At 67.5% G+C, this 17495-nt stretch carries 18 protein-coding genes; 7 read left to right on the forward strand and 11 right to left on the reverse strand.

What is annotated here, in order from left to right; translation table 11 throughout:
- Window positions 1–75 precede the first annotated feature (75 nt).
- On the forward strand, window positions 76–585 hold the full coding sequence (locus tag KF907_RS08385; RefSeq protein ID WP_291219701.1) for an energy transducer TonB: 510 nt from the start codon (window positions 76–78) through the stop codon (window positions 583–585).
- A 125-nt stretch (window positions 586–710) separates the two neighbouring features.
- Window positions 711–1721, forward strand: a complete 1011-nt coding sequence (locus tag KF907_RS08390) for a class I fructose-bisphosphate aldolase (RefSeq protein WP_291219703.1) — start codon at window positions 711–713, stop codon at window positions 1719–1721.
- Between the two features lie 245 nt (window positions 1722–1966).
- On the opposite strand, the gene coaE is transcribed toward KF907_RS08390, so the two are convergent.
- The 3 genes from coaE to ettA all read right to left on the reverse strand — a co-directional run bounded on the left by coaE (window position 1967) and on the right by ettA (window position 5352).
- On the reverse strand, window positions 1967–2593 hold the full coding sequence (coaE, locus tag KF907_RS08395; protein ID WP_291219704.1) for a dephospho-CoA kinase: 627 nt from the start codon (window positions 2591–2593) through the stop codon (window positions 1967–1969).
- Window positions 2594–2717: 124 nt separating this feature from the next.
- On the reverse strand, window positions 2718–3548 hold the full coding sequence (pyrF, locus tag KF907_RS08400; RefSeq protein ID WP_291219706.1) for an orotidine-5'-phosphate decarboxylase: 831 nt from the start codon (window positions 3546–3548) through the stop codon (window positions 2718–2720).
- A gap of 142 nt (window positions 3549–3690) precedes the next feature.
- A complete protein-coding gene (gene ettA / locus KF907_RS08405; protein WP_291219708.1) occupies window positions 3691–5352 on the reverse strand; it encodes an energy-dependent translational throttle protein EttA in 1662 nt (553 codons plus the stop codon).
- Between the two features lie 204 nt (window positions 5353–5556).
- Between ettA and glyA the strand changes: the two genes are divergently transcribed.
- The 5 genes from glyA (at window position 5557) to ribB (ending at window position 10321) form a co-directional block, all read left to right on the forward strand.
- Entirely contained in the window at window positions 5557–6810 is a 1254-nt protein-coding gene (glyA, locus tag KF907_RS08410; RefSeq protein ID WP_291219710.1) for a serine hydroxymethyltransferase, read from the forward strand.
- A 131-nt stretch (window positions 6811–6941) separates the two neighbouring features.
- Window positions 6942–7463, forward strand: a complete 522-nt coding sequence (nrdR, locus tag KF907_RS08415; RefSeq protein WP_291219712.1) for a transcriptional regulator NrdR — start codon at window positions 6942–6944, stop codon at window positions 7461–7463.
- A gap of 51 nt (window positions 7464–7514) precedes the next feature.
- Complete coding sequence (gene ribD / locus KF907_RS08420) at window positions 7515–8585, forward strand: bifunctional diaminohydroxyphosphoribosylaminopyrimidine deaminase/5-amino-6-(5-phosphoribosylamino)uracil reductase RibD (protein WP_291219714.1); 1071 nt, start codon at window positions 7515–7517, stop codon at window positions 8583–8585.
- A 1-nt stretch (window position 8586) separates the two neighbouring features.
- Complete coding sequence (locus KF907_RS08425; RefSeq protein ID WP_291219716.1) at window positions 8587–9186, forward strand: riboflavin synthase; 600 nt, start codon at window positions 8587–8589, stop codon at window positions 9184–9186.
- Between the two features lie 37 nt (window positions 9187–9223).
- Entirely contained in the window at window positions 9224–10321 is a 1098-nt protein-coding gene (ribB, locus tag KF907_RS08430; RefSeq protein WP_291219718.1) for a 3,4-dihydroxy-2-butanone-4-phosphate synthase, read from the forward strand.
- A gap of 13 nt (window positions 10322–10334) precedes the next feature.
- Here the strand turns inward: ribB and KF907_RS08435 are convergent, their stop codons facing one another.
- Genes KF907_RS08435 through KF907_RS08470 form a run of 8 tightly spaced genes read right to left on the reverse strand, consistent with a single transcriptional unit; the run spans window position 10335 to window position 17487 of the window.
- Entirely contained in the window at window positions 10335–11048 is a 714-nt protein-coding gene (locus KF907_RS08435; protein WP_291219719.1) for a M50 family metallopeptidase, read from the reverse strand.
- An 8-nt stretch (window positions 11049–11056) separates the two neighbouring features.
- A complete protein-coding gene (locus KF907_RS08440) occupies window positions 11057–11512 on the reverse strand; it encodes a DUF533 domain-containing protein (RefSeq protein WP_291219721.1) in 456 nt (151 codons plus the stop codon).
- 17 nt (window positions 11513–11529) lie between these two features.
- Entirely contained in the window at window positions 11530–13356 is a 1827-nt protein-coding gene (locus KF907_RS08445) for an ATP-binding protein (RefSeq protein ID WP_291219723.1), read from the reverse strand.
- Window positions 13357–13361: 5 nt separating this feature from the next.
- A complete protein-coding gene (locus KF907_RS08450; protein WP_291219725.1) occupies window positions 13362–14072 on the reverse strand; it encodes a PspA/IM30 family protein in 711 nt (236 codons plus the stop codon).
- A gap of 32 nt (window positions 14073–14104) precedes the next feature.
- Window positions 14105–14968, reverse strand: coding sequence for a hypothetical protein (locus KF907_RS08455; protein WP_291219727.1), 864 nt, complete (start codon window positions 14966–14968; stop codon window positions 14105–14107).
- A gap of 11 nt (window positions 14969–14979) precedes the next feature.
- Window positions 14980–15834 carry a hypothetical protein gene (locus KF907_RS08460; RefSeq protein ID WP_291219729.1) on the reverse strand — a complete coding sequence of 285 codons (855 nt, stop codon included), beginning with the start codon at window positions 15832–15834 and terminating at the stop codon, window positions 14980–14982.
- Between the two features lie 13 nt (window positions 15835–15847).
- Window positions 15848–16678, reverse strand: a complete 831-nt coding sequence (locus KF907_RS08465) for an ABC transporter ATP-binding protein (RefSeq protein ID WP_291219731.1) — start codon at window positions 16676–16678, stop codon at window positions 15848–15850.
- Entirely contained in the window at window positions 16675–17487 is an 813-nt protein-coding gene (locus tag KF907_RS08470) for an ABC transporter permease (RefSeq protein ID WP_291219733.1), read from the reverse strand. Before KF907_RS08470 ends, KF907_RS08465 begins: the two co-directional genes overlap by 4 nt.
- Window positions 17488–17495: the final 8 nt, after the last annotated feature.

Below are 17495 nucleotides of genomic sequence, written 5' to 3' on the forward strand. Positions count from 1 at the left end.
TGATCTTCCGAATCGCCAATCCCGAATCCCAGATCTTCGCTATGCTCTCGCCCTCCGCGAACCGGGAGTCCGCTCATGTCCGCACGCCTCGTTCTCGCCGCCGGCCTCGCCCTCGTGCCGGCACTCGCCATCGCCCAGCAGGCGCCGCGCTCGGTCACGCCCGAGGCGCTCGAGAAGTACTGGGTGTTGATCCATGCTTCGGTCGCGGCCGATGTTCCGCTCGGCGGTCGGCGCATGACCGAGCCCGGCTGTGCGGCGGTGTCCTTCGTGGTCGAGAAGAACGGCCGCACCAGCAACGTCAAGGTGCAGCGGGTCGAGCCACCCGGCGATCTCGGCACGGTCGCGGCGAGTGCGGCCGCCGGACTTGAGTTCGAGCCGACCATCTCCAATGCTGGCCGTGATCGCGTGTTCAGCTCGTTGATCTTTCCGTTCAACCTGCCGGCCGACCCCGAGGCGCGCAGCGCGGTCATGCAGAAGTGCGTCATTCCGCCGCTGCGCTGGAGCGACCCGGCCGCGCGTGTCGGCACGCCGCCCGTGGGAACTCCCCCTGTGGAACCGGATGCGGCTGACAAAACCTCGCCATAGGAGCCCCGGCCGTGCGATCCACGGCCTGTCCCGGCCTGCTTCGCCCGGGTTTCTGACCTATAATCCCGCGCTTTCCGCGCACTCGCACCGAGCGCGTGCGTGTCCATCGCTTGCCGGAGTCCGCAATGAGTATCGAGCAGCTTGAGAGCATCGCCCAGGCCATGGTCGCCCCGGGCAAGGGCATCATCGCGATCGACGAGTCGAACAACACGATCAAGAAGCGCTTCGACGCAGTCGGCGTGCCGAACACCGAAGAGAATCGCCGCGCGTATCGCGAAATGCTGCTGACCACACCGGGCCTCAACCAGCATATTTCCGGCGCGATCCTCTACGACGAGACGATCCGGCAGTCGACCAAGGCCGGCGTGCCGTTCACCAAGCTCATGCTCGATGCCGGCATGCTGCCGGGCATCAAGGTCGACAAGGGGCCGTTCCCGCTGGCCGGTTTCCCTGGCGAACTCGTCACCGAAGGCCTCGACGGCCTGCGCGATCGCCTCAACGAGTACGCCAAGCTCGGCGCCAAGTTCGCCAAGTGGCGCGCCGTCATCACCATCGCAGCCGATGCGCCAAGCGGCACCTGCATCGAGGCCAACTGCCATGCCCTGGCCCGCTACGCTGCGCTGTGTCAGGAAGCCGGCATCGTGCCGATGGTCGAGCCCGAGGTGTTGATGGATGGCGAGCACGACATCGACGAGTGCTACGACGTCACCGAGGCCACGCTGCGCAGCCTGTTCTCGTCGCTGTACGAGCAGAACGTCCTGCTCGAGGGCACGATCCTCAAGGCCAGCATGGTCATCTCCGGCAAGAGCTGCGCCGACCAGGCCGGTGTCGACGAGGTCGCGGAAATGACCATCCGTTGCCTGAAGTCGGCCGTGCCGGCCTCGCTGCCGGGCATCGTGTTCCTCTCGGGCGGCCAGAGCGACGAGCAGGCCACCGCCCACCTCAACGCGATGAACCAGCAGGGCCCGCATCCGTGGCCACTGTCGTTCTCCTACGGGCGCGCGATGCAGCAGGCGGCGCTCAAGCTGTGGAGCGTCGACATGGCGGCGAATTTTGCCGACGCGCAGAAGACCGTCGCCCAGCGTGCCCGGGAAAACGGCCTTGCCGCACTCGGTCAGTGGAAGAAGGGTGCCTGAGCGCGCTCGCCACGGGACACACACACGACGGGCACCGCGAGGTGCCCGTTCTTGTTTCTGGATGCTTCGAAGGAATCGCCTGCGGGTGTGATGCTCGTTCTTTGTGGCCTCGTACAGCCGGAGCATCACCAGCGGTGACATGCAGGGGTTGCATCAGCGGCGAGGCTGGTTCTTTGTGGTGTTGCACGAACAGAGCATCGCGGCTGAAGCCGCCCCCACAGTGGCGTGGTTTTTTGGGAGCGGCTTCAGTCGCGATCGGTGAATTCAGTCGGCGCATCGTCACGCAGGGCGAGATAGCGCGCATGCAAGGCCGCCACGGCGGCATCGAGTTCGGCCAGTGAGCCGGCATTCTCGATGATGTCGTCAGCGAGGGCGAGGCGCCGTTCGCGGCTGGCCTGGGCGTCGAGCATGGCTTCGGCCAGTGCGCGGTCGACGCCGTCGCGCGCGGTCAGGCGTGCGATCTGCACTTCACGTGGCACATCGACGACGAGCACGCGGTCGACCCAGGCGTAATGCGGCCAGGCTTCGACGAGCAGCGGCACGGCGACGATGCCGTAGGCGCTGTCCACTGTTTCGGCGCGCTGGCGCATCGTGGTGCGGATGCGTGGGTGCAGGATGGCCTCGAGGCGCAGGCGCGCGTCATTGTCGTTGAACACGCGCGCGCGCATCGCGCGGCGGTCGAGGCGACCGTCGGCGCCGAGCACGCCGTCGCCGAACGCCGTGACGATCTCGTCGAGCGCCGGCATGCCTGGCTCCACCAGTTCACGCGCAACCAGGTCGGCATCGATGATGTCGATGCCCAGCGCGGCGAAGCGGTCCGCCACGGCCGATTTTCCCGAGGCGATCCCGCCGGTGAGGGCAACGGTGCGCATGTGCGCAGGGTAGTGGCTCGCGCAGCCCGATAACAGGGGCGAGAATGCGTCCCCCATCGGGTGTCAAGCCCGGAATGTCGTAGCGGGTCGATCCCCGATGAGCGGCCATGACGCCATTGCGAGGCTACTCAGCGCATCCCTGGCGTCTGCAAACATTGATCGTCTCGCGCAACTCCAGCGCGGCGCGGCGGGCGGCATCGGCGTAGTCGTCATCCGCGCTGGCGTAGAGGATCGCGCGCGACGAGCTGACCAGCAGGCCACAGCCATCGGCCGAGCAGCCATTGCGCACCACTGCTGCGACATCGCCGCCCTGCGCGCCGACGCCGGGTACGAGCAGGGGCATGTCGCCGACCAGGCGGCGCACCGCGGCGAGCTCGCCGGGCCAGGTGGCGCCGGTGACGAGCAGGCAGTTGCCGTGCGTGTTCCATTCGGTGGCGACGCGTTCGGCGACGTGCTGGTAGAGCGGCCGTCCGCCGACGTCGAGATCCTGCAGCTCGCGCGCACCCGGATTCGAAGTGCGGCACAGCACGACCACACCCTTGTCGGCGCGGTCGAGGAAAGGCTGGGCCGAGTCGCGGCCGAGATACGGGTTAACCGTCACCGCATCGGCGCGGAAGCGTTCGAAGGCTTCGTGCGCATAGTGCTGCGCGGTCGAGCCGATGTCGCCGCGCTTGGCATCGAGGATGACCGGCACTCCGGGCTGGTGCGCGTGGACATGCGCGATCAGGCGTTCCAGCGCATCCTCGGCACCGAGCGCGGCGAAGTGGGCGATCTGCGGCTTGAAGCAGCAAACCAGGTCGGCGGTGGCGTCGACGATGTCGCGGCAGAACGTGAACACCGCATCCGCATCACCGGCGAAGCGTGCCGGAAAGCGCGCAGGTTCCGGGTCCAGCCCGACACAGACGAGTGAATCATTGCGCTGCCACGCTGCGCGCAGCGATTGCATGAAGCTCATCGGACCCTCCGCTCGAGACACGCCATCCTTCCGGCGGAATCAAGGCATCGCGCCTGAAGGCGCTCCTACGGGTCAATGTTTGTAGGAGCGCCTGCAGGCGCGATGCTGCAACGATTCCCCAATCCCCAATTCCCGACCCCAATCACGCCAGCTTCTTGTAGCGCAGCCGGTGCGGCTTGGCTGCCTCCTCGCCGAGGCGGCGCTTCTTGTCTTCCTCGTATTCGCGGTAGTTGCCCTGGAAGAACTCGACATGCGAATCGCCCTCGAAGGCGAGGATATGGGTGGCGATGCGGTCGAGGAACCAGCGGTCGTGGGAGATCACGAAGGCATTGCCCGGGAATTCGAGCAGGGCGTCCTCGAGCGCGCGCAGGGTCTCGATGTCGAGGTCGTTCGAGGGTTCGTCGAGCAGCAGCACGTTGCCGCCCTGCAGCAGGGTCTTGGCCAGGTGCAGGCGACCGCGTTCGCCACCGGAGAGCGTGCCGACCAGCTTCTGCTGGTCCGGCCCCTTGAAGTTGAAGCGGCCGATGTAGGCGCGCGACTGGATCTCGATGCCGTTGATGTTGAGGATGTCGGCGCCGCCGGAGACTTCCTGGAAGACGTTGTGGTTGCCTTCGAGCTTGTCGCGGCTCTGGTCGACATAGGCAATGTTGACGGTTTGGCCCTTGAGGATCTCGCCCTTGTCGGGCTTTTCCTGGCCGGTGATCATCTTGAACAAGGTCGACTTGCCGGCGCCGTTCGGGCCGATGATGCCGACGATGGCGCCGGCCGGCACGACGAAGCTGAGATCATCGATCAGCAAGCGGTCACCGAACGATTTCGACACGCCCTTGAACTCCATCACCGAGGCGCCGAGGCGCTCACCGGGCGGGATGAAGATCTCGTTGGTCTCGTTGCGCTTCTGATAGTCGACGGATTGCAGTTCCTCGATGCGGGCGAGGCGCGCCTTGCCCTTGCTGCGGCCGCCCTTGGCATTCTGACGCGCCCATTCGAGCTCGCGCTGGATAGCCTTCTGGCGCGCCTTCTCCTGGTTCTCTTCCTGCTTGAGTCGCTCGTCTTTCTGTTCGAGCCACGAAGAGTAGTTGCCCTTCCACGGAATGCCGCGGCCGCGGTCGAGCTCGAGGATCCACTCGGCGGCGTTGTCGAGGAAGTAGCGGTCATGGGTGACCGCGACGACGGTGCCGGGGAAGTCGGCGAGGAAGTGCTCGAGCCATTCCACCGATTCGGCGTCGAGGTGGTTGGTCGGCTCGTCGAGCAGGAGCATGTCGGGCTTGGACAGCAGCAGGCGGCACAGGGCGACACGGCGCTTCTCGCCGCCGGAGAGGTTGCCGACCTTCGCATCCCACGGCGGCAGGCGCAGCGCATCGGCGGCCACTTCGAGCTGGCGTTCGAGGGCGTGCGCATCGCTGGCGGCGAGCAGGTTTTCGAGTCGTTGCTGTTCGGCGGCGAGCTTGTCGAAATCGGCGCCTTCCTCGGCGTAGGCGGCATAGACCTCGTCGAGGCGCGCCTGCGCGTTCATGATCTCGGAGACGCCTTCCTCGACGACCTCGCGCACGGTCTTTTCCGGATCGAGCTTGGGTTCCTGTTCGAGGTAGCCGATCTTGGTGCCGGGATTCGGCCGCGCCTCGCCCTGGTAGTCGGTATCGACACCGGCCATGATCCTGAGCACGGTCGACTTGCCGGCGCCGTTGAGGCCGAGCAGGCCGATCTTCGCGCCGGGGAAGAACGACAGCGAGATGTCCTTGATGATCTGGCGTTTCGGCGGGACGACCTTGCTGACGCCGATCATCGTGTAGATGTACTGCATGCCAACTCCGGGGAATGGGCGCGCCGGCCGGCGGGCCGGGCCCGGGCCGTGCGCAGGATGAAAGGGCGCGGATTATCGCCGATCGGACATGCACGCGTCATGCCCCGGCCCGGTTTTCCGCAGTTTCCGGGCCGCCGCCGCTGCCAGCCCGGCACCACAACGCGGTACCATGCGCATCTTTTCCGGCCAGACGGGGTTGCGACGATGTTCCCACGCGATTCGCGCATCGAGGGTTACGACCCGGAACTTGCCGCGGCGATCGCGGCCGAGGCGAAGCGTCAGGAGGATCACGTCGAACTGATCGCCTCGGAGAACTACGCCAGTCCGCGCGTGCTCGAGGCGCAGGGCAGCGTGCTGACCAACAAGTACGCCGAAGGCTATCCCGGCAAGCGCTACTACGGCGGCTGTGAGCATGTCGACGTTGCCGAGCGGCTCGCCATCGAGCGTGCCAAACAACTGTTCGGTGCCGACTACGCCAACGTGCAACCGCACTCGGGGTCGCAGGCAAACCAGGCGGTCTACTTCGCCCTGCTCAACCCGGGTGACACGATCCTCGGCATGTCGCTGGCCCACGGCGGGCACCTGACCCACGGCGCCAAGGTCAACGCTTCGGGCAAGCTGTTCAATGCCGTCCAGTACGGTGTCAACGATCAGGGCCTGATCGACTACGACGAGGTCGAGCGGCTCGCCGTCGAGCACCGGCCGAAGATGGTCGTGGCGGGCTTCAGTGCGTATTCGCAGGTGGTCGACTGGGCACGCTTCCGCGCGATCGCCGACAAGGTTGGTGCGATCCTGTTCGTCGACATGGCCCACGTCGCCGGCCTCGTCGCCGCCGGCGTCTATCCGAGCCCGCTGCCGCACGCCCATGTGGTCACCTCGACCACGCACAAGACCCTGCGTGGTCCGCGCGGCGGCATCATCGTCGCCAGTGGTGCCGGCGAGGAGATCGAGAAGAAGCTGCAATCGATCGTGTTTCCGGGTATCCAGGGCGGCCCGCTCATGCACGTCATCGCGGCCAAGGCGGTGGCCTTCAAGGAAGCACTCGAGCCGGCGTTCAAGGTCTACCAGCAGCAGGTGGTGAAGAACGCGCAGGCAATGGCGGGCACATTGATCGCACGCGGCTACCGCATCGTCTCGGGCGGCACGCGGAACCATCTGATGCTGGTCGACATGATCGGCAAGGACGTGTCCGGCAAGGACGCGGAAGCCGCGCTCGGCAAGGCCCACATCACGGTCAACAAGAACGCCGTGCCAAACGATCCGCGCTCGCCCTTCGTCACGTCCGGCCTGCGTCTGGGCACTCCGGCGATCACCACGCGCGGATACCTTGAAGCCGATACGGTCGAACTCGCCGGCTGGATCGCCGACGTCCTCGATGCGCCGAACGATCCAGCCGTCATCGCTGCGGTTCGCGACAAGGTCGCCGCCCAGTGTGCGCGGTTTCCGGTGTATGGCTGAGGAGACGGGATTCGGGATTGGGGGTTCGGTAAAAGGCGGACTGACGCATGTCCGCGCGTTGCGCTCCAGCCCGACCCTGCAACCTCGCTCTTCCGAATCCCCAATCCCCAACCCCTGATCCCCGACTCCTGATGCATTGCCCCTTCTGCCAGCATGAAGACACCCGCGTGATCGATTCGCGCGTGTCCGAGGACGGCGGCACGATCCGGCGGCGGCGCGGTTGCGAGCACTGCGGGGAGCGGTTCAATACGTTCGAGACGGCCGAGATCAAGATGCCGGCGATCGTCAAGAGCGATGGCCGGCGCGAGGCCTTCGACGAGCACAAGTTGCGTACGAGCTTCGATCGCGCGCTGCAGAAGCGGCCAGTGGCCAGCGATGCCGTCGATGCCGCGGTACGCGCGGTCGTCGATGAACTGCGTCGCAGCGGCGAGCGCGAACTTCCGTCGCTGCGCGTCGGCGAGCTGGTCATGCTCGAACTGAAGAAGCTCGATCAGGTCGCCTACGTGCGCTTTGCGTCGGTCTACCGCAGCTTCGAGGACGTGCAGGCGTTCCGCGAGGAGATCGAGCGCCTCGAGCGCGATCTGCCCTCGATCGAGGGCATGCAGCTTCCCTTGCTGGGTGAGGTCGCTGCCGCACGCAAGGGCCGGGTCTAGGCCCGGGCTCGCCCCGGTCGCGCGATGCTCACGGCAACCGATCCGACACACATGGCGCAGGCGTTGCGCCTCGCCGAACGCGGTCTGTGCAGCACGCAGCCGAACCCGCGGGTCGGTTGCGTGATCACTCAGGGCGACCAGGTGGTCGGCACCGGCTGGCATCGCCGCGCCGGCGAAGCGCATGCGGAAGTGCTGGCGCTGGCCGAGGCCGGTGCGCGTGCGCGCGGGGCGACGGCCTACGTCACGCTCGAGCCCTGCGGCCTGCACGGGCGCACACCGCCGTGTGCCGATGCGCTGATCGCCGCCGGCATCGCGCGCGTCGTCGTTGCCTGCACGGATGCATTCCAGCGCGAGGGGGGCGCCATCGATCGCCTGCGCGCGGCCGGCATCGCGGTCGATGTGGGCCTGATGCATGATGCCGCGCGTGAGCTCAACCGTGGATTCTTCGCGCGCGTGGAGCGTGCTCGGCCATGGTTGCGCATCAAGCTGGCGCTGAGCCTCGACGGCCGCAGCGCGCTCGCCGACGGCACGTCGAAATGGATCAGCGGCGAGGCCGCACGCGCCGACGTGCAGCGCTGGCGCGCACGCAGTTCGGCGATCCTGACCGGCAGTGGCACCGTGCTCGCCGACGACCCGGCGTTGACGGTGCGCGATCCGGCCATCCTTGCGGATGGCTGCGTGCCGCCGCTGCGCGTTGTGCTCGATTCGGCACGACGCATTCCCCCGAGTGCACAGGTCTTCAACGGCGCCGCTCCGACGCTCGTCTTCCACGAGGCATCGGTGTCGGCCGGCAAGAATGTATCGAAGGCCGAGTACTGCGGGATCGGGGCGCGCAATGGCCATCTCGATGCCGATGCCATGTTGGGTGAACTCGCCCGGCGTGGTTGCAACGAAGTGCAGGTCGAGGCCGGACCGACGCTGTGTGGTGCGCTGTTTGCTGCTGGTCTCGTCGACGAACTGCTGCTCTACGTCGCGCCGGTGCTGCTCGGCGACCGCGCGCGCCCACTGCTGGCGTTGCCACCGCTGGCCGACATGGCCGCGCGCTGGCGCCTGCGCGTGGTCGACCAGCGCAACGTCGGCGCCGACTGGCGCCTGCTGCTGCGTCCGGACCGGGAGAGCTGACGTGTTCACCGGCATCGTCCAGGCCATCGGTCGCATCGAAACCCGCGAGGCACGCGGCGGCGATATGCGACTCGTCATCGATACCGGCGCCCTGGGGCTCGATGACGTGCGCGAAGGCGACAGCATCGCCGTCGCCGGAGTCTGCCTGACTGCACTCGACATCGACGGCACGCGCTTCGCCGCGGATGTCTCCAACGAAACCCTGTCGTTGACCACGCTGGGCGCACTCGTCGTCGGTGCGGCGGTCAATCTCGAGAAGGCGCTGCGCCTCAACGACCGCCTCGGCGGTCATCTGGTCAGCGGCCACGTCGATGGCATCGCCCGCGTCGTCGCGGTCGAAGGCGACGCGCGCTCGCAGCGCTGGACCTTCGAGGTGCCACCACCCCTCGCGCGCTATATCGCGGCCAAGGGCTCGGTCTGCCTCGACGGCGTCAGCCTGACCGTCAACACGGTCCATGACGCACGCTTCAGCGTCAACCTCATTCCGCACACCCAGGCGGTGACGAGCTTCGGCCAGCGCGGCATCGGCGACCCGGTCAACCTCGAAGTCGACCTGATGGCGCGCTATGCCGAGCGGCTGAGTGCGGCAGATCGCGCCTGACCGACCCTGCGCCCGACGAACCACGAGAACACCTGCCATGGCTTTTGCCACGATTGCCGAGATCATCGATGACATCCGCGCCGGACGCATGGTCGTCATCCTTGACGACGAGGATCGCGAGAATGAGGGCGATCTGGTCATGGCCGCGCAGAAGGTGCGTGCCGAGGACGTCAACTTCATGGTGCGCGAGGCACGTGGCCTGGTCTGCCTGTCGCTGACCGCGGCGCGCTGCACGCAGCTCGGCCTCAAGCCCATGGTGCTCGACAACACCTCGCCGCACCATACCAACTTCACCGTGTCGATCGAGGCCGCCGAAGGCGTGACCACCGGCATTTCCGCGCACGATCGTGCGCACACGATCCGTACTGCGGTGGCGCCCGATGCGCGGCCCGCGCATCTCTCGCAACCCGGCCACATCTTTCCGTTGACCGCACAGCCAGGTGGCGTGCTGGTGCGCGCCGGACATACCGAGGCGGCCAGCGATCTCGCCGCCCTGGCCGGGCTCGAACCGGCCGGTGTGCTCGTCGAGATCCTCGCCGAGGACGGCACGATGGCGCGGCGCCCCGAACTCGAGGTGTTCGCCGCGAAGCATGGGCTGAAGATCGGCACCATCGCCGACCTGATCCGCCATCGCCTCGAGAACGAGAAGACCGTCGAACGCGTGCATGAGGTCGACGTCGACACCGAGTTCGGCGCGTTTCGCCTGGTCGTCTGGCGCGATCTGGTGCGCGGTTCGCTGCACTACGCGCTGGTGCGCGGCCAGGTCGATGACGGCGAACCCGTGCTCACGCGCGTGCACGTGCGCAACACCCTGAGCGACGTGCTGCATCTGCGCCGGACTGATCTCGGCCTTACCGTGACGGCTGCCCTGCGTCGGGTTGCGGACGAGGGGCGCGGCGTGGTCGTCGTGCTCGGCGAAGGCGAGGACGATGCGGCCGTGCTCGATGCGCTGGCCGGCAATTCGGCGAAGACCAGCGCCGACCCGGTGCGCGAATGGCGCCGCCACGGCCTCGGTGCGCAGATTCTCGCCGACCTCGGCGTGCGCCACCTGCGCGTACTCGGCACGCCGCGGCGCATGGTCGGCTTGGCCGGATTCGGCCTCGACGTGCTCGGCCACGAGGACGCGCCGGCCTGAATCGGCGGTACGCTCACGGCGCCGCAGTACGGCGGCGATAGGCGAAGCGCAGGGTCAGCGCGAGCAGGACCAGGGACAGGGCCGACCATGCCAGCGCCCACCAGGTCGCCGGCAAACCGGTCAGTTCTCCCATCGTGCGTGCATCGGTGTGGATGGCGGCATCGCCGGCGAGTGTGACGAGGTCGAACAGGCTGTTGAAGCCGTCGAGCACGAGCTGCACGGCGAGCACGGACAGCAGGCCGTCGCGCCACAGTGGCGGCAGGCGCCAGGCGGCGAGGACGAGGGCGAGGCCGATGCCGATTCCGGTGGCCAGGCCGAATGCATTGCGCACGAACAGCAGGCAGGCGGCCACGAGCAGTACGCCGAGCGTGCCGAGCACGCCGCGCCCGGACGCGCCGCGTGCGGCGAGCGCGAGCAGGCTGCAACCGGTCAGCGCACAGCCGAGATAGCCGGCGCTGATGACCATCCAGCGGGTGCCGCCAGCGGACCAGGCGGTGCCCGAGAGATCGGCATTGACGACGAAGTGCTGGAACTCGCCGCCGGTCGCCAGGGCGGTTAGGCCGTGGCCGAGTTCGTGGACGAAAGTGGCGAACAGGCGCAACGGATAGACCAGCGCGCCGATGTATGGCACGCGCCAGAGCGCAAGCAGGGCAAGGCCGAGCGTGACGAGGCCGAACAGCTCACGCCAGTGCCAGGCGTGCGTGGCCGTGCGCTGCCCAGGTGCCACGGTGACGACTACTTCGCCGCGAGTTCGTCGGCCACCTGGCGCAGTGCATCGACGTTGCTGATGCGTGAGATCTGCTGCAACAGGTGATCGGCGATGCCTTCCTCGATGGCGCCGAGCGTGCTCGCGTCGACGCCGAGCGCTTGGGCGAACGAGGCGATGCATGCGCGCTCGCCTGTGCTGTAGCGGCCGTCGGCATGGGCGAGCAGCAGGCAGGACTGCAGCAGCACGGCCTTGCGCTCCGGCGTGTCGAACGCGGCGGCGTCCGTGGCCGCATCGAACGGCGTCGCCACGATGTCGTCGAACGAGGCCAGCGCACCGGCCTCGTGCTGGCAGCTTTCGTAGAAGCCGCGCAGCATCACCTGCTCGGTCGCATGCACGCCGTCGGATTCGGCGACGGCGTGCATGGCGCGCACGATGGACTGGAGGTGGTGGAGTTCGATCGATGGGGGCAGCGGCGAGGTCATGGGTTGTCTCCTGGGGTTCAGCGGATGCGCAGTTCGCGTTGCAGTTCGCGCAGGCGTTCGTGCAGGACTTCCGGCGGCACGTCGCGGAAACGTGCCGGCAGCATGCTCTTGCGCGAGGCCTCGAACACGGCCAGCGTCTCCATGTATTCGAGCATCGCCGAGTCGCGCGCCGGCACGTAGTCGTCGACCGCGCGCGCGAAAGCGTCGGCGTTGACCGCCGAGGCGTCGGCGGCGAATTCGAGGGCGAGCAGGGTGACCGCTTCGAGGTCGGCGTTGGAATAGCCGGTCAGGCGCGCCGAGGTACGCTCGCGCGCGGCCGGCCAGTCGATCGCATTGCCGAGGCGGTAGCGCGCGAACAACGCCTTCAGCACGGCTTCGACGTCCTCGGGCGTGTCGGGGTAGAAGAACGGGATCTTGCGGTCGATGCGGCCGGCGCGCTTGATGTCGATGTCGAGCTTGTCGGGCCGGTTCGTCATCAGGATGAACAGCACGTTGCCGCGGTTGTCCGGATCGCTCATGAACTCCTTGAGCCTTGCGATCACGCGCGAGGAGGTGCCGCCGTCACCGTCGCCGGAATCTCCGCCGAAGCTGCGGTCGCCTTCATCGATGATGAGGATGATCGGTCCGAGCGCGCGCACCATGCCGAGCACCTTCTCGAGGTTGGCCTCGGTCGAGCCGACCCATTTCGAGCGGAAGTTCTTCAGGGTCACGGCGGACAGGCCGGAGTCCTTGACGAAGCACTTGGCGACGAAGGTCTTGCCGGTGCCCATCGGGCCGACGAACAGCAGGCCCATCGGCACGCGGTTGCGGTCGCCGGCACGGATCGCGCGCGCGATCTGCATGAGCTCGTCCTTGATCGGCGCGTTGCCGCCGACCGCGTCGAGGCCGAGGCGCGCATCGACGAACTCGATCAGGCCGGAACATTCCTTTTCGATGATCTCGCGCTTGCGCTTGTGCACCAGCTCGATGACCTCGGCATACGGATCGCCGGCGTCGGTTTCCGGCAGCGGATGCGCCGGATTGATGAGGTGGCGGATCTCGTCGGTATCCATGCCGCGCGTGATCGCGGCGAGCTTGCCGGCGCGTTCGGCGGCATCGGGGCTGTCGCCGAGCAGGGTGCGGATCAGGCTGAGGCGATCGCTGTCGGCGAGCGCACCCGTGCCACGCGGCGTCAACAACTGGGCGAGTTGCACGGCGCGCAGGCCGGCACTGTGCTCGGCCAGGCGCTCGACGTGGGCGGCATCGATGGACGGGTCGACGTGACGTATCACCGCGGCGCGCTCAGTGCGGTCTGGCAGGGGAATCTCGACCGCGCCGACGCGTGGGTTGGCGATCAGGCGTGGATTCAGTTCCGGCAGCGATTCGACCAGCAGGAACACCACGTTGTCCTTGCCGGCCAGCTGCGTGCTGAGCGACCAGCGGTGCAGGCGGATCGCGGCGATGCGGTCGGGCAGGGACAGGAAGCTCTCGTCGCCGGGCGGGGCGACGCTGCCGGCGTAAGGGATGATCAGGGCCGCGCTGTTGCGCAGCAAGATCTCCTGCTCGATCGCGGCGAGTGCCTCCTCGGGCGGCTTGTTCGCGCCGAGCGGTTCACCGGCCACGCTGCCGCCGGTGCGCTTGGCGTAGCGTACGCCGCTGGATGGATCGTAGACGAGGATCGTGTCTTTGTTGTCCTTGAGCAGGACCTCGACGAGGAAGTCGACCAGCGTCCAGTTGCGCCCGTCGTGCAGGATTTCATCGAAGACGTTGTTGTACAGGACGAAGACCGTGGCCTCGCCGCCAAGGTACTTGCGGCGGATCGTCTCCGCCCATCGCGGCAGCGGCGCAGAGGTGGGCGTGCCCATCGTGCTCACATCTGCTTGTTCGCGCCCTGCGCCTGCGCGGCGCGCTGGCGCTTCAATTCATCGAGTTGCGCACGTGCGGTGACGGTGCCGCTGGACTGGCGCAGCTTGTCGAGGCGCACGTCGAGGTCGGAATCGCGCAGCTCCTTGCCGAGGTTGGCTTCGGCGATCGTCGTCTTGATGTGGTCGCGCACCTTGTCGAGCGCCTGTACGTCGGCTTCGACACTGAGGCCGTCGAGTTGGGCCTGGATCTGGATGCGCGCCTGCGCACTCTGCATCTTGGCGAGCATGCGGTCGCGTTCGGCCTTGAGCTTGCCAATCTCGGTCTTGACCGAGAGCAGGGCGCTCTTGGCGTCCTCGGCATCGACCTTGGCCTGCTCGGCCTCGACCCCGATCGCGGCAAGTTCCGCCTCGATCGCCGACTTCTTCTGCAGCAGCACGAGGGCGAGGTCGTCCTGGTTGGTCGCCAGCGCGGTCTCGAGATCGGCGTTGACCTGGGCCAGCGCACGGTTTTCCGCGTCGACGCGCTGGTCGATGTCCTCGCGGCGGCGGATGATCGCCGCGGTAGCGGTCTTCAGGCGCGTGTACTTGGCGACCATGCCGTTGATCGCGTTCTCGTAGGCGATCTCCGGGTGGTTCTTCTCGACGTCGGCGATCCACAACGAGACGAAGCCCTTCCACAGGTTGGTGAGTCGCGCGAAGAAATTGATGCTGGCCATGCAGGTGTCCTCGATGAACGTTTGCGTCTTGCTCAGTCGTCGCTGGCGTTGACGCGCGTGAAGAAGCGGCGATGATCGCGGGCGAAAGCTTCGAAACCTTCGTGCATCTGTCGGCGCAGCGCGGCGTGCTGCGTCGGCGAGACGAAGCGGAAGGCGAGCCGTGCGCCTTGGGTGGCCCATTCGAAATGGTCGGCCTCGGCACCGCCGCCATGCCCGGAATGGATCGGGATCCAGTGATAGGCGACGTGCTCCTGGCCGGCAATGGCTACCCGCGTGGTCAGCAGGTGCTCGACGAGGTCGCCGGCCTGCTCGCGCAGGGTCTGGTCGATGATCGAGAACTCGGCGTCGGCGAGAAGCTCGGAGCCAAGGTGGTAGCCGATCGCCGAGAAGATCGGTGCGAGTTCGTCGGCGCTGCGCGCGCCGTAACCGTCGGCGACCTTGGCATTCAGCTCGCGCAGCCACGGCGGGTCGTCGAGCAGGGCATTGAGCGTGGCCGGATCGCCGAGATCGGTCGCGCCGCGCGTGACTTCGTAGTCGACCAGGCCGCTCAGGGTCGACTGCGCGAGGCAGCGATGGGTGTCGCGATGCACGCTTTCGTGATCGTCGAATTCGTCGCGCGCGGCGTCGAAAAAGAAGCTGGCCACGTACACGCTGCGGTCGGCCAGCGCATGCACGGGTTGTTCGGGATCGAGGAACAGGCCGCGCGACCGGCCGACCTTGCCGGCCAGGGCGGCCACGCCCGAGCCGAAGAAGCCGTTCCAGCTTGCATAGCGGCCGAGGAAACGCACGCGCCGGCGCGGATCAGAGAGCGCATGGCCGACGGCCTGGCGAACCATTGCCTCGTGCCCGGCGAAATCGACCAGGCATTGCAGTTCCTCGCGGGTCACGTCGGTCATTGGAGTTCCCTTCAATGGCGCTGGCCGGCAAGCATACGCGATGCGGCCTGCGGGGCGATCTCGCGCAATTCGGCACCGTAGGAGGATTCGAGTTCCTCCTCCAGGCGCAGGCGTTCGACGGCTTCCTGCAGGCGTGTGCCGCCGCCGCCCGAAGCCGGCGCGGTGACGACCGCGTGGTAGATCTCCTCGACCGCGTCGGGCAGCGACAGCAGGGCTGCTTCGGCGGCGGCATGGCGGCTGGCCAGGCGGCGGTGGCGCAACAGCAGTTCCTCGAGGTCGCCGCGCGCCTTGCGCAGGCTCTTGGTGTCGCTGGCCCCGGCATCGATGCGCTGGCCGAGGTCGGCGATGCGTCGTTCGATCGCGACCTCGTCGACCGCGTTGCGGCGTTCCTGCATCGACAGTTCGGCCAGCCACAGGCCGAGGAAATCCAGGCCACTGTCCTCGATGCGCTCGAGGTCGCGCTCGCCGAGCGGGCTGCGCTTGTGCTGGCCGATCTCGCGCAGCGAGGCGACGCGTTCGCGCATGCGCTTCCAGATGTTCCAGCGCGGGTGGTCGGCAACGACGCGCCGACTGATCTGGTCGTACAGGTGCGCGGTCGCACGATCGCGCCGGCGCGTGCGGAACTCGCGGTCGACGCGCTCGCGGAAGCGGACGGATGTGGCGATGAAGGTCGCGGCCAGTGCCTCGCCGGCACCGAAGGCGAGCAGCGGCAGGGCGATGCCCGGCAGGCCGAACGGGATCGACAGCAGTACCCCCGCAGCGAGCGTGCCGAGGCCGATATGGATGTTGAGTGGGCTCGTCAGCAGCGCGCCGAGGTACGACGGCTGATCCTCCTCGTCCTTGCTCCAGACCGGATGTTCGCTCACCGGGTGCGACTCCTCAGATCGTCACGACGACGCTGCCGGGGCCGCCACTGCGACTGTGCAGGCGATCGAGGATGCGCTCTTCCATGCGCACGGCTTCGCTGGAACGTTGCCAGGCCGCCGAACGCGGACGCGGTTCGAGGATCGAGAAATCGTCGGCGACCACCGCCGGCTGGGTCGACAGCACGATCACGCGGTCACCGAGCAGCAGCGCCTCGGTGACGTCATGGGTAACGAAGATGACCAGGCACGGGTGGCGTTCGTGCAGTTCGACCAGCAGGGTCTGCATCTCGCCACGGGTCTGTGCGTCGAGTGCGCCGAACGGTTCATCCATGAGCAGGACGCGCGGACGCAGGACCAGCGCGCGGGCCAGCGCGACACGCTGGTTCTGGCCGCCGGACAGTTGCGAGGGCAGGTGGTGGCGGTGCGCGCCGAGGCCGACCGCATCGATCATTGCGTCGACGCGCGCTTTCCACTCGGCCTCGGGCACGCGCTTGCGCCAGTGGGCCAGGCGGAACGGGAAGGCGACATTGTTCCAGACATCGAGGTCGGGCCGGTTGGCGTAGCGCTGGAACACCATGACCACGTCGTCGTGCGCGCCATGGCAGGGTGTTCCGTCGATCAGCACTTCGCCGGCGGTCGGTGTCTTCACGCCGATCGGGCGCACGCCACCCATCATGTGGAGCAGGGTCGACTTGCCGCAGCCGGAGGGGCCCAGCAGCATGTTGATGCCGGGGCGGTCGAAATGCAGGCTCACGCCGTTGATGACGCGCAGTACGCCACCCTCGCGACCCGGGTACTCCTGCACGATCTCGCGCAGTTCGAGGCTCACCGTCGCAGCGGTCATACGCGGGTCTCCCACGGGTACAGGCGGCCCTTGATCCAGCGCATGAAGTGGTAGGTCAGCAGGGCGAAGGCAATGATGACGATGATGCCGGCGAACACCTGGTCCATCGCGGAGAAGCGGCGTGCGTTCTGGATCAGTTGGCCGAGCCCCTCGCGCGCATTCACGTACTCGGCCACGGTGATGTAGGTCCACATGACCGAGACGGCAACGATGACGGCGTCGGCGATGCGTGGCATGGCCAGCGGCAGCACGGCGTGGCGCACCGCTTCCCACGGTGTGGCGCCGAGGTCGCGTGCACCGATCCAGTACGACTGCGGCACCGCGCGCACGGCGTCGCGCACCATCGGGATCAGGTACACGACCGAACCGGCATAGAGAAACAGGATCTTCATCCACTCGCCGATGCCGAACCACATGACCATGATCGGCAGCAGGGCGACCACGGGTGCCGAACGAAACGGATCGACCAGTGGCGACAGTGTGGCGTTCACGCGTGGCGAGGCACCCATGAGCACGCCGACCGGGATGCCGATGGCGATCACCAGCGCTCCGGCCGCGAGCACGCGCCCGACCGACCAGAGCGTGGCATTCCACAACAGGCTGCGCTGGTTCTCGCCGTCCCAGGCGAGATAGGCGAAGGCCTTGGCCACCTGCCAGGGCGCGGGCAGCTTGTTCGGACCGATCCAGCCGAACCCGGTCACCACTGCCCACAACACGAGCACGGTGACGACGGCACCGACGCCGAGCATGCGCGTGGTGCGTGCCGGCAGCAGCGCGTAGGGATTCCAGTGCTTGTCAGCAGCAGCCATCGCGATGC

The sequence above is a fragment of the Dokdonella sp. genome, from assembly GCF_019634775.1.
Taxonomy (GTDB): Bacteria; Pseudomonadota; Gammaproteobacteria; order Xanthomonadales; family Rhodanobacteraceae; genus Dokdonella.

What these genes read in the sequence shown, in the direction of transcription:
- KF907_RS08385 (WP_291219701.1), top strand. Translation starts at nt 76, where the DNA reads ATGTCCGCACGCCTCGTTCTCGCCGCCGGCCTCGCCCTCGTGCCGGCA.
- KF907_RS08390 (WP_291219703.1), top strand. Translation starts at nt 711, where the DNA reads ATGAGTATCGAGCAGCTTGAGAGCATCGCCCAGGCCATGGTCGCCCCG.
- coaE (WP_291219704.1), bottom strand. Translation starts at nt 2,593, where the DNA reads ATGCGCACCGTTGCCCTCACCGGCGGGATCGCCTCGGGAAAATCGGCC.
- pyrF (WP_291219706.1), bottom strand. Translation starts at nt 3,548, where the DNA reads ATGAGCTTCATGCAATCGCTGCGCGCAGCGTGGCAGCGCAATGATTCA.
- ettA (WP_291219708.1), bottom strand. Translation starts at nt 5,352, where the DNA reads ATGCAGTACATCTACACGATGATCGGCGTCAGCAAGGTCGTCCCGCCG.
- glyA (WP_291219710.1), top strand. Translation starts at nt 5,557, where the DNA reads ATGTTCCCACGCGATTCGCGCATCGAGGGTTACGACCCGGAACTTGCC.
- nrdR (WP_291219712.1), top strand. Translation starts at nt 6,942, where the DNA reads ATGCATTGCCCCTTCTGCCAGCATGAAGACACCCGCGTGATCGATTCG.
- ribD (WP_291219714.1), top strand. Translation starts at nt 7,515, where the DNA reads ATGGCGCAGGCGTTGCGCCTCGCCGAACGCGGTCTGTGCAGCACGCAG.
- ribB (WP_291219718.1), top strand. Translation starts at nt 9,224, where the DNA reads ATGGCTTTTGCCACGATTGCCGAGATCATCGATGACATCCGCGCCGGA.
- KF907_RS08440 (WP_291219721.1), bottom strand. Translation starts at nt 11,512, where the DNA reads ATGACCTCGCCGCTGCCCCCATCGATCGAACTCCACCACCTCCAGTCC.
- KF907_RS08445 (WP_291219723.1), bottom strand. Translation starts at nt 13,356, where the DNA reads ATGGGCACGCCCACCTCTGCGCCGCTGCCGCGATGGGCGGAGACGATC.
- KF907_RS08450 (WP_291219725.1), bottom strand. Translation starts at nt 14,072, where the DNA reads ATGGCCAGCATCAATTTCTTCGCGCGACTCACCAACCTGTGGAAGGGC.
- KF907_RS08455 (WP_291219727.1), bottom strand. Translation starts at nt 14,968, where the DNA reads ATGACCGACGTGACCCGCGAGGAACTGCAATGCCTGGTCGATTTCGCC.
- KF907_RS08465 (WP_291219731.1), bottom strand. Translation starts at nt 16,678, where the DNA reads ATGACCGCTGCGACGGTGAGCCTCGAACTGCGCGAGATCGTGCAGGAG.
- KF907_RS08470 (WP_291219733.1), bottom strand. Translation starts at nt 17,487, where the DNA reads ATGGCTGCTGCTGACAAGCACTGGAATCCCTACGCGCTGCTGCCGGCA.